This is a genomic window from Cytophagales bacterium (genome assembly GCA_019456305.1).
Lineage (GTDB): Bacteria > Bacteroidota > Bacteroidia > Cytophagales > VRUD01 > VRUD01.
In genome coordinates, this window is record VRUD01000018.1 from 49,652 (window position 1) to 57,944 (window position 8,293).

The 8,293-nt window shown below is 39.4% G+C and carries 10 protein-coding genes and 1 pseudogene; 7 read left to right on the forward strand and 4 right to left on the reverse strand.

The features are described 5' to 3' along the window. Window positions 1–2: 2 nt before the first annotated feature. From FVQ77_05730 to selD, 6 genes and pseudogenes are all read left to right on the forward strand, one after another. A pseudogene (locus FVQ77_05730) lies at window positions 3–95 on the forward strand (hypothetical protein). 195 nt (window positions 96–290) lie between these two features. Then, entirely contained in the window at window positions 291–488 is a 198-nt protein-coding gene (locus FVQ77_05735; protein ID MBW8049831.1) for a T9SS type A sorting domain-containing protein, read from the forward strand. A gap of 123 nt (window positions 489–611) precedes the next feature. Beyond that, the gene (locus FVQ77_05740; protein ID MBW8049832.1) at window positions 612–851 is read left to right on the forward strand and encodes a hypothetical protein; all 240 of its coding nucleotides are present in this window, start codon (window positions 612–614) and stop codon (window positions 849–851) included. Between the two features lie 36 nt (window positions 852–887). After that, window positions 888–1,604 (forward strand): pyridoxine 5'-phosphate synthase, encoded by a 717-nt coding sequence (locus FVQ77_05745; protein MBW8049833.1) that lies wholly within the window; start codon window positions 888–890, stop codon window positions 1,602–1,604. A 50-nt stretch (window positions 1,605–1,654) separates the two neighbouring features. Next, window positions 1,655–2,725: a tRNA 2-selenouridine(34) synthase MnmH gene (gene mnmH, locus FVQ77_05750; protein ID MBW8049834.1), complete on the forward strand. Its 1,071-nt coding sequence runs from the start codon at window positions 1,655–1,657 to the stop codon at window positions 2,723–2,725. Further along, the gene (selD, locus tag FVQ77_05755) at window positions 2,722–3,768 is read left to right on the forward strand and encodes a selenide, water dikinase SelD (GenBank protein ID MBW8049835.1); all 1,047 of its coding nucleotides are present in this window, start codon (window positions 2,722–2,724) and stop codon (window positions 3,766–3,768) included. The genes mnmH and selD overlap by 4 nt, the downstream gene beginning before the upstream one ends. Before the next feature lie 74 nt (window positions 3,769–3,842). Here the strand turns inward: selD and FVQ77_05760 are convergent, their stop codons facing one another. Beyond that, the gene (locus FVQ77_05760; GenBank protein MBW8049836.1) at window positions 3,843–5,138 is read right to left on the reverse strand and encodes a hypothetical protein; all 1,296 of its coding nucleotides are present in this window, start codon (window positions 5,136–5,138) and stop codon (window positions 3,843–3,845) included. Between the two features lie 181 nt (window positions 5,139–5,319). Here FVQ77_05760 and FVQ77_05765 point away from each other — a divergent pair, with 181 nt between their 5' ends. Beyond that, window positions 5,320–6,288: an alpha/beta fold hydrolase gene (locus tag FVQ77_05765; protein MBW8049837.1), complete on the forward strand. Its 969-nt coding sequence runs from the start codon at window positions 5,320–5,322 to the stop codon at window positions 6,286–6,288. On the opposite strand, the gene queG is transcribed toward FVQ77_05765, so the two are convergent. From queG to greA, 3 genes are read right to left on the reverse strand one after another with little or no spacing between them, the layout of a single operon-like run. Next, entirely contained in the window at window positions 6,215–7,255 is a 1,041-nt protein-coding gene (gene queG / locus FVQ77_05770; protein MBW8049838.1) for a tRNA epoxyqueuosine(34) reductase QueG, read from the reverse strand. The two genes, FVQ77_05765 and queG, sit on opposite strands and share 74 nt — an antisense overlap. A 38-nt stretch (window positions 7,256–7,293) precedes the next feature. Continuing rightward, window positions 7,294–7,692: an HIT family protein gene (locus tag FVQ77_05775; GenBank protein ID MBW8049839.1), complete on the reverse strand. Its 399-nt coding sequence runs from the start codon at window positions 7,690–7,692 to the stop codon at window positions 7,294–7,296. 15 nt (window positions 7,693–7,707) lie between these two features. Next, window positions 7,708–8,178 carry a transcription elongation factor GreA gene (gene greA / locus FVQ77_05780; GenBank protein MBW8049840.1) on the reverse strand — a complete coding sequence of 157 codons (471 nt, stop codon included), beginning with the start codon at window positions 8,176–8,178 and terminating at the stop codon, window positions 7,708–7,710. Window positions 8,179–8,293 lie beyond the last annotated feature (115 nt).

An 8,293-nucleotide genomic window follows, 5' to 3' on the forward strand; every position in this document is an offset into this window, starting at 1 on the left:
CCCTGGAATCATGTGCCGGTTGTAATGATGGTTCGATCTCTGTAACGGTAAGCGGTGAATCCGGTAATTACACTTACCTATGGGATGACCCGGCTAATCAAACAACAGCCACGGCTGACAGCCTCACAGCTGGCGTTTACAGTGTAATCATTACAGATACTGTTTGTGGTACCTTTATTGTTCTCACTGATACGATAAAAGTCGTTCTGGTATCTGTATCAGAGATCATTTCCCTTTCAAATGATATCCTGATATATCCAAACCCCAGCCCAGGGATCTTTAACTTAAATGTGAAGAATATTCAGGGTGGTTCAATGGATGTTTTTGTTACAGATCTGCTTGGCAGAAAGATATACAGCCGGCAATTGAATGATATAAGGTATGAATTCAAAACCCAGATTGATCTTTCTAAATTCACCACTGGCATTTATTTTCTTTATGTCATAACAGAAGATAAGCATTATTTGATGAAATTGGGAATACAATAGCTGATTGCGCATAGCGCATAGCGCATGGCGCAAAGCGTCCATCGCTATGTGCCATACGCTATGCACTATATGCCATGCGCTATGCTCTGCGCGCTATGCGCTCTATTAATCGGTACAAGCTGTATGAAGCAATCTATGTCAGGTTCTCATCCGGGAAATGCTATGAATAGAAGAAATTTTAGCAATCCCAAATCTAACATAGAACCAAGTCGTATAGGAAAGCGTGCGAGCAAGCAAATAAACATTAACATCAATAAAAGAAAGAAAAGAACCGCCCACTCAACCATTGAACCTGACCGCTTAGCCGAGCGATCGAGCAAACAAACAAATCATGCTATTGCTAAAAGGAAAAAGAAGAAATGATGCGCCATGCGCTATGCTCTATGCGCCATGCTCAAAATGACCCACTTAAGCGTAAACATCAACAAATTCGCTACCCTGCGCAACGCCAGGGGAGGAAACAGGCCAGACCTTCTGCAAGCTGCTAAGGATTGCGAACGGTTTGGCGCCCAGGGCATCACCGTACATCCGCGACAGGATGAAAGACACATTCGCTACCAGGATGTATCAGGCCTGGCAACTATATTAACGACTGAATTTAATATTGAGGGCTATCCTTCTCAAAAATGGCTCAATATTGTCAAAAAAGTAGTACCCGCACAGGCTACACTTGTGCCCGATAAACCCGGTCAGCTCACCTCTGACCACGGTTGGGATACCATTAATGAAGAAAATTTTTTGAAAGATATTGTTTCGGAATTAAAAGATTCAGGAATAAGAACCTCCATCTTTGTTGATCCTGTGGAAAAGTATATTGAAGGAGCTGCTAAAGTTGATACGAATAGAATTGAACTCTACACTGAAGAATATGCAAAACAATACCGGGTACTCGGAAAAGAAAAAGCCCTTGCCCCTTATGCAAGAAGCGCAAAATTTGCCGGAGAACTTGGTTTGGGAATAAATGCCGGTCATGATCTTGATCTGGACAATTTAAAATATTTCAAAGACAATATTCCAAATTTATTGGAAGTGTCCATCGGGCACGCATTGATCTGTGATGCCATTTATTTAGGGTTGGAGAATGCGATCCAACTTTATTTAAGAGAATTAATATAGGTCCGGATGCTAAATGTTTGATACTGGATGTTGTTAACTGATAATGAATAATGGTAAAATCTATTAATATCAAACAATTTATAAATCAAGCAAAACAATCACCGGTTATAGACGTCCGTTCTCCAAAGGAATTTGAAAATGGACATATTCCAGGGGCAGTAAACATACCTCTTTTTAGTAATGTGGAAAGAGCAAAGGTAGGCACTACCTATAAACAGTCAGGAAGGGAACAGGCAATTCTTCTTGGGCTGGAAATAGTAGCGCCAAAGATGACCGGATTTGTAAAGAAAGTTGAACGGGTAGCGCATGGCACATGGCGCATGGCGCATGGCGTTCCCCCGCCCTGCGCTATGCGCCATGTGCTCTTATATTGCTGGAGAGGTGGTATGCGAAGTGAAAATTTTGCCTGGTTATTGGATCTGGCAGGATTTGAGGTTTTTACCCTGAAGGATGGATACAAATCTTTCCGGAAATTCGTACTGGAAAATTTTGATCGTAAAGCAAACCTGATCGTGCTGGGTGGAATGACCGGCAGTGGCAAGACGGATATACTCAATCAATTAGCCTTGTTGGGAGAACAGGTTTTGAATCTTGAGCATTTAGCACATCATAAAGGTTCTGCTTTTGGCGCCATTGGACAGAATTCTCAACCCACTACAGAATGTTTTGAAAACAAGATTTTTGAATTTTGGCAAAAATTTGACCTGAGCAAACCGGTTTGGGTCGAAGATGAAAGTCATAACCTGGGAAAAGTACATATACCGGCAGGATTGTGGCTTCAGATGAGAAACAGTCCTGTTATTAAGATCGAAATTCAAAAGATGATCAGAGCAAAAAGATTGGTTAAAGAATACGCATGTTTTGATGATAATTTATTAGAAAATGCCATACTCAAAATAGGAAAACGGCTTGGCGGGCTTAATACAAAAAAATCCTTAGAAGCCTTAGGCAAACAAGATTACTTAAGCGTTGCACAGCTTACACTCACCTATTATGATAAAGCTTACAATATTGGGTTATCAAAGAGGCAATCAAGATCAGTTTTTCCCTTATCCTTAGATACCGAAGATCCAAAAGAAAATGCCAGGAAAGTAATGATGTTTTATAAAAAAATAAAATGAAAGAGATAAAACTAACCCAATACAGTCATGGGGCAGGATGCGGCTGCAAGATCTCACCAAAGATACTGGATGATATTTTAAATCCGGCAGGTTTTAAAAACCCGCCAGATTTCGATAAGAATTTGTTAGTAGGCAACGACAAAAAAGACGATGCGGCCGTTTATGATCTTGGTAATGGGCAGGCTATCATAAGTACCACGGATTTTTTTATGCCCATCGTTGATGATCCTTTTGACTTTGGCAGGATAGCTTCAGTGAATGCGATTAGTGACGTTTATGCCATGGGTGGTACGCCCTTAATGGCTATCTCCATTTTAGGATGGCCAATAGAGCAGCTCTCTTCACAGATAGCGCAAAAAGTGATAGAAGGGAGCAGGCATGCCTGCAAAGAAGCTGGTATTGCGCTTGCAGGTGGGCATAGTATTGACAGTCCTGAACCAATATTTGGCCTGGCGGTTACCGGGTTAGTTGATAAGAAAAGTATAAAACAAAATAGTACGGCAACTATCGGGTGCAAACTTTATCTTACAAAACCATTAGGAATCGGCATCCTGACAACAGCACAAAAGAAAGGGCTGCTTAAAAAAAAACATAAAAATATTGCCACTGATTTGATGGTAAAGCTAAACAATGCCGGCATTAGTTTTGGAAAATGTGAAAGTGTCAAAGCCATGACAGACGTGACCGGATTCGGGTTGCTGGGTCATTTATGCGAAGTATGTGAAGGAAGCAATCTGAATGCCGTTGTTTACTATGATGCCGTACCTCAAATTAATGGTATTGATCAATATATTGACCAAAAATGTATCCCCGGTGGAACAGTAAGGAACTGGGATAGCTATGGAAGCAAAATTTCAGGAATTACCGAACGCCAAAAAACAATCTTATGTGATCCTCAAACAAGTGGGGGGCTATTAATTGCTGTAGAGCCTGAAGGGGAAAGTGAGTTTTTAGATATTGCTCATAAACAAGGATTGAAATTAGCTGTAATAGGCCTATTAAAAGAGAGGGATGTTCGTGAACCTATTATTTTTGTGGAATAAATAGAATTTTTCAGATTCTGTGTTCTATTGTTCACCTGAACACACGAATACTTGAACACATAAACACGTTTACCCTAATTCCCAAACCTCGGATTCACTACATTATTATAAATTGAGCCAAAGGTATAGTTTATTCCAACATTGCCCCAGTATCGGAATTCGGTAGGTAATTGCGTTAGGCCTAACTTGATTTGATCTGCTGTGGCTTCTTCTTTTTTGAGAGATATCTGATCGTGGATAAATGAATAACCTCCTGATATTCTCAATGAGAAACCCTTGAATATTCTTAAATTAAGGTTTGAGTAAAACCATAGACTGTTAAGAGAAGGATCATGGAAATAGTGAAAACCATTCAGAGAAATATTGATGGAACCCCATTTGTCCTTTATCTCAAAAGCCACTCCAAGATTTTCGTGAAACAGTCCCTCTTCTATTTTATTAAAGATGGTAGTGTCGTTATAATAGTAGTATGTATATCCAAGTTTGTATAAAAACCTTAATTGCTTCCTGGTAGATTCTGAATAGGGAAAGTAATTGTATTCCACAGCAGGGGCAATGCGGTAATCCAGCTTAATGTTTTCATAAATCGTAGATCTTACTCTGGCAAATCCACCAACAGACCAATGTTCTCCTAAGCTTTTTACAACTAAAGTGTTAAAATTTTCATCGTGTAAAATACTGTAAATGGTTGTATCATCTGTTTGAAATTTACTTTTACTATAGTTCGCTCTCGGCTTCAACTCTATTTTCCACTCCGGGGTGATCTTGCTGACAAATATTGAAGGCCTAAGATTTATAGTGCTGGTTAACTGCTCACCATTAAACCAAGCACCCAGATTAATTTCAAAAACCCAGTTCTTCCATTTATCCTCCACAGTTGTTAAATCCGCAGCATAGTGGAAAACATCAATGGTGACTTGCTGACCAAGCGGGGTTTGAGCTAAATAGCGTATCAGTCCAAGTTTAAGGATATGTGCACCTACCTTTCGAATTTCATCCGCGGTTTCAACCGGTGAAGTAACAAAAACCAACGTGTCGTTCATGCCTGAAAATTCCTTCAGGCCAATAAATAAAACCGTAAATTCACGCCCACCACTGCCGGTTTGCTGTGCTGTTACCAGCACATGTACCTGCGCTCCCATCCGGTCTCTTACATAATTCACAAAAGGTACTTCCTTTCGTATATAGTCAAGATCGCAAAAATCGCAGTCAATGAACACTTTGGGGGCTATATTTTGTAACGTGTCACTTTCCTGCAAAAGCAATGAGTCAGGTAAGGTATCTCGGTTTGCTTCCTGTGCCATATTATTTGAAAAAAATATACATAGTACACAGGGCATTAAAATTGATCTTTTAAATAATAGTTTCATATTGGCAGAATTTAATTTATTTTACACAAATTAGTGTAATTAGTGGTTAAAAAATATTTTGCAAATATACATTTTAGGTGTCGGACACCTACAATTAATTAGTATCACAAATATTACCAAGATATTCGAAAACTCATAAAGGGCAGGTGTCCGACACCTTTGCTCAATTAGTGGTAAAAAAATGAAACTCTTTTACAGAGAATTAGGAAACGTCCAGCCGATTTATTCTGCTAGGGCCACAGATCGCCAGGCGCCCAACCCCGCCAATTGGCGGGGCTATGCACCTATAATCATCCTCCACGGTTTATTCGGTATGTCTGATAATTGGTTGACAATTGGCAAAAAACTTGCCGAAAAACATAAAGTCTATATCCCTGACCTGCGAAATCACGGTAGGTCACCTCATAACGAAGCATTTAATTACCGGGTCATGGTTGATGATCTGGTTGAATTTATTGATGATCTCCACCTCCCTGCCTGCGCTGAAGCTCCCGTCCCGACAAAGTCGGGGTCGGCAGGCAGGCAAAATCCTAATTCCGAAATCCCAAATCTGATCGGTCATTCTTTGGGTGGTAAAGTAGCTATGCAATTTGCAATGAAATACCCTGAAAAATTGCAAAAACTGGTTGTTGTTGATATTGCTCCGAAATATTACCAGATACAGCATGATTCTATTCTGACCGGTTTGCTTTCATTAAAATTATCTGACCTAAAGACACGTAGGGATGCCGATACACAATTGGCTCAGTATGTGCCTGAATTTAAGGTACGGCAGTTTTTACTGAAAAATCTTTGTCGTAAGCCTCATAAGACCAACAAGGATGCAGCTTCTCGTTTTGCTTGGCGTATAAATTTACCGGTAATCAGTAGAGGAATTGAAAATATTGGTGAATGGTTAATTGAGAATAAATGTTTTGACAAACCTACACTTTTTGTAAAAGGTGGTAAATCACAATTTATAGATAATAGAGATATTGACCTAATTAAAAAATTATTCCCTAATTCACAAATTACAACTATTGAAAATGCCGGGCATTGGGTGCATGCGGATGCTCCGGAAGAATTTTTAGATGTAATTAATGATTTTTTACAAACTCAATATTCCTCTTCAAACCTTCAAACTTTGCTCTTTTTAATGCAGATTTTTTGAAGGTCTTGTCAAACAGCTCTTTGGTAAGCTCCTGCCAATGAATCTTTTTAATTGTTCCATTACTCTTTTCAGGGAATCCCCTCGCTGACGCTCCGGACAAGTTTTCCAATTCAGGATTAAGATCAAACTCAGGATTATTGTGTGGCTTTGCAAAACGGTTCCAGGGGCAAACATCCTGGCATATATCACAGCCAAATATCCAGTTATCGGTTTTTCCTTTAAATTCCGCTGGGATTTGCTCTTTTTCTTTCAGCTCTATTGTTAAATATGAAATACATCTGCTGCCATCCACCACATAAGGGTCAACAATTGCATCAGTAGGGCAGGCATCCATGCAGCGGGTGCAGCTGCCGCAATAATCTTTAACAGGGCCATCGTACTCCAATTCCAGGTCAACGATCAATTCGGCAATAAAGAAAAAACTGCCCATATTCCTGTTGATCAGGTTTGTATGTTTGCCTACCCAGCCCAACCCGCTTTTTTTTGCCCATACTTTATCCATCACAGGTGCAGAATCTACAAACGCCCTCCCATTGACTTGTCCTATTTCCTCACGTATAAATTCCAGCAAACTTTTTAATTTTCCTTTCAATACAAAATGATAATCTTTGCCATAGGCATATTTAGAGATCTTATAATAGTTATTACTACTCTCTCTTTTAGTAGAGGAATTGGTCCGAAGGACTCCGGACTCCTTTGGAGTGGTGAGGTCTTTTTCAGGATAATAGTTAAGCAACAGTGAAATCACAGATTTGGCGCCATCAACTAATTTACGGGGGTCTAATCTTTTATCAAAATACCTGCCCATATAAGCCATCTTGCCGTGCATGTTTTGATTAAGCCAGGTCTCAAGCCTGGGCGCTTCTTCCTCAAGAAATTCAGCCTTGGAAATACCGCAAAAATCAAAACCCAATTGTGATGCTTTTTGTTTTATAAGAAGGGTATATGTAGATTTTAAATTAACCACGAAATTTAGCAAAGCGTCCTGAGTGCCCGGGATATGCTCTACACTTTAATTTCCTTTTTTATTTTATCCGCAATCTCTGCAAATTCTTCATCAGAAAACCTGAGCTTGGGTTTCATAAAATTCATATCATCCATACTGTTCAAAGGGAAAAGATGGACGTGAACATGCGGAACATCAAGGCCGACCACTGCTGTTCCGATCCTGAGACATGGTATAGCTTTTCTCAACCCAAGAGCTACTTTCCTGCAAAAATGATGCAGATCTGTATAGAGGTCATCATCAAGATCAAAGATGTAATCAACCTCTTTTTTGGGAATTACCAGGGTATGGCCTATGGCAAGAGGGTTAATATCCAGAAATGCTAAAAAAATATTGTCTTCAGCAACTTTATAGCATGGTATTTCGCCTTTTACGATTTTTGTAAATAAAGTTGACATCTTTTTATCCCAGCATTAACTGATCTTTACAATTTCAAGCTCCATCATTCCTGCCGGTACTTCAATTTTAACTGTATCGCCAACCTTTTTCCCTAAAAGTCCTTTACCTATAGGGGATTGAACTGATATCTTACCTGAACTTATATCGGCTTCATCTTCTGAAACAAGCGTGTAGTCTATCTCCTGATCATTATCTTTGTTTTTAACTTTGACAGTAGCTAAAATAGAAACAGATGAGGTATTAAGGTCAGATTTATTGATGACTCTGGCATTTCCCAACTTTTCTTTAAGTATAGCAATCCTTGCTTCCAGCATACCCTGGGCATCTTTGGCCGCATCATACTCTGCGTTTTCTCTAAGGTCGCCCTTATCACGGGCTTCTGCTATTTGCTTAGCCATATCTGCCCTACCTTTGGTCTTTAGCTCATCAAGCTCTTTTTTAAGCTTGTTCAGACCGGATTCTGTATAATATGATACTTGTGTCATTATTATATAAGCACGTGAACACTTGAATACAAAAATGCTAATTAGTGTCTGTCTATAATGTCAAAAATATTCGTTAATGAAAATCCAAAGTTTCAACATTAAGTTGGCAGTTGGC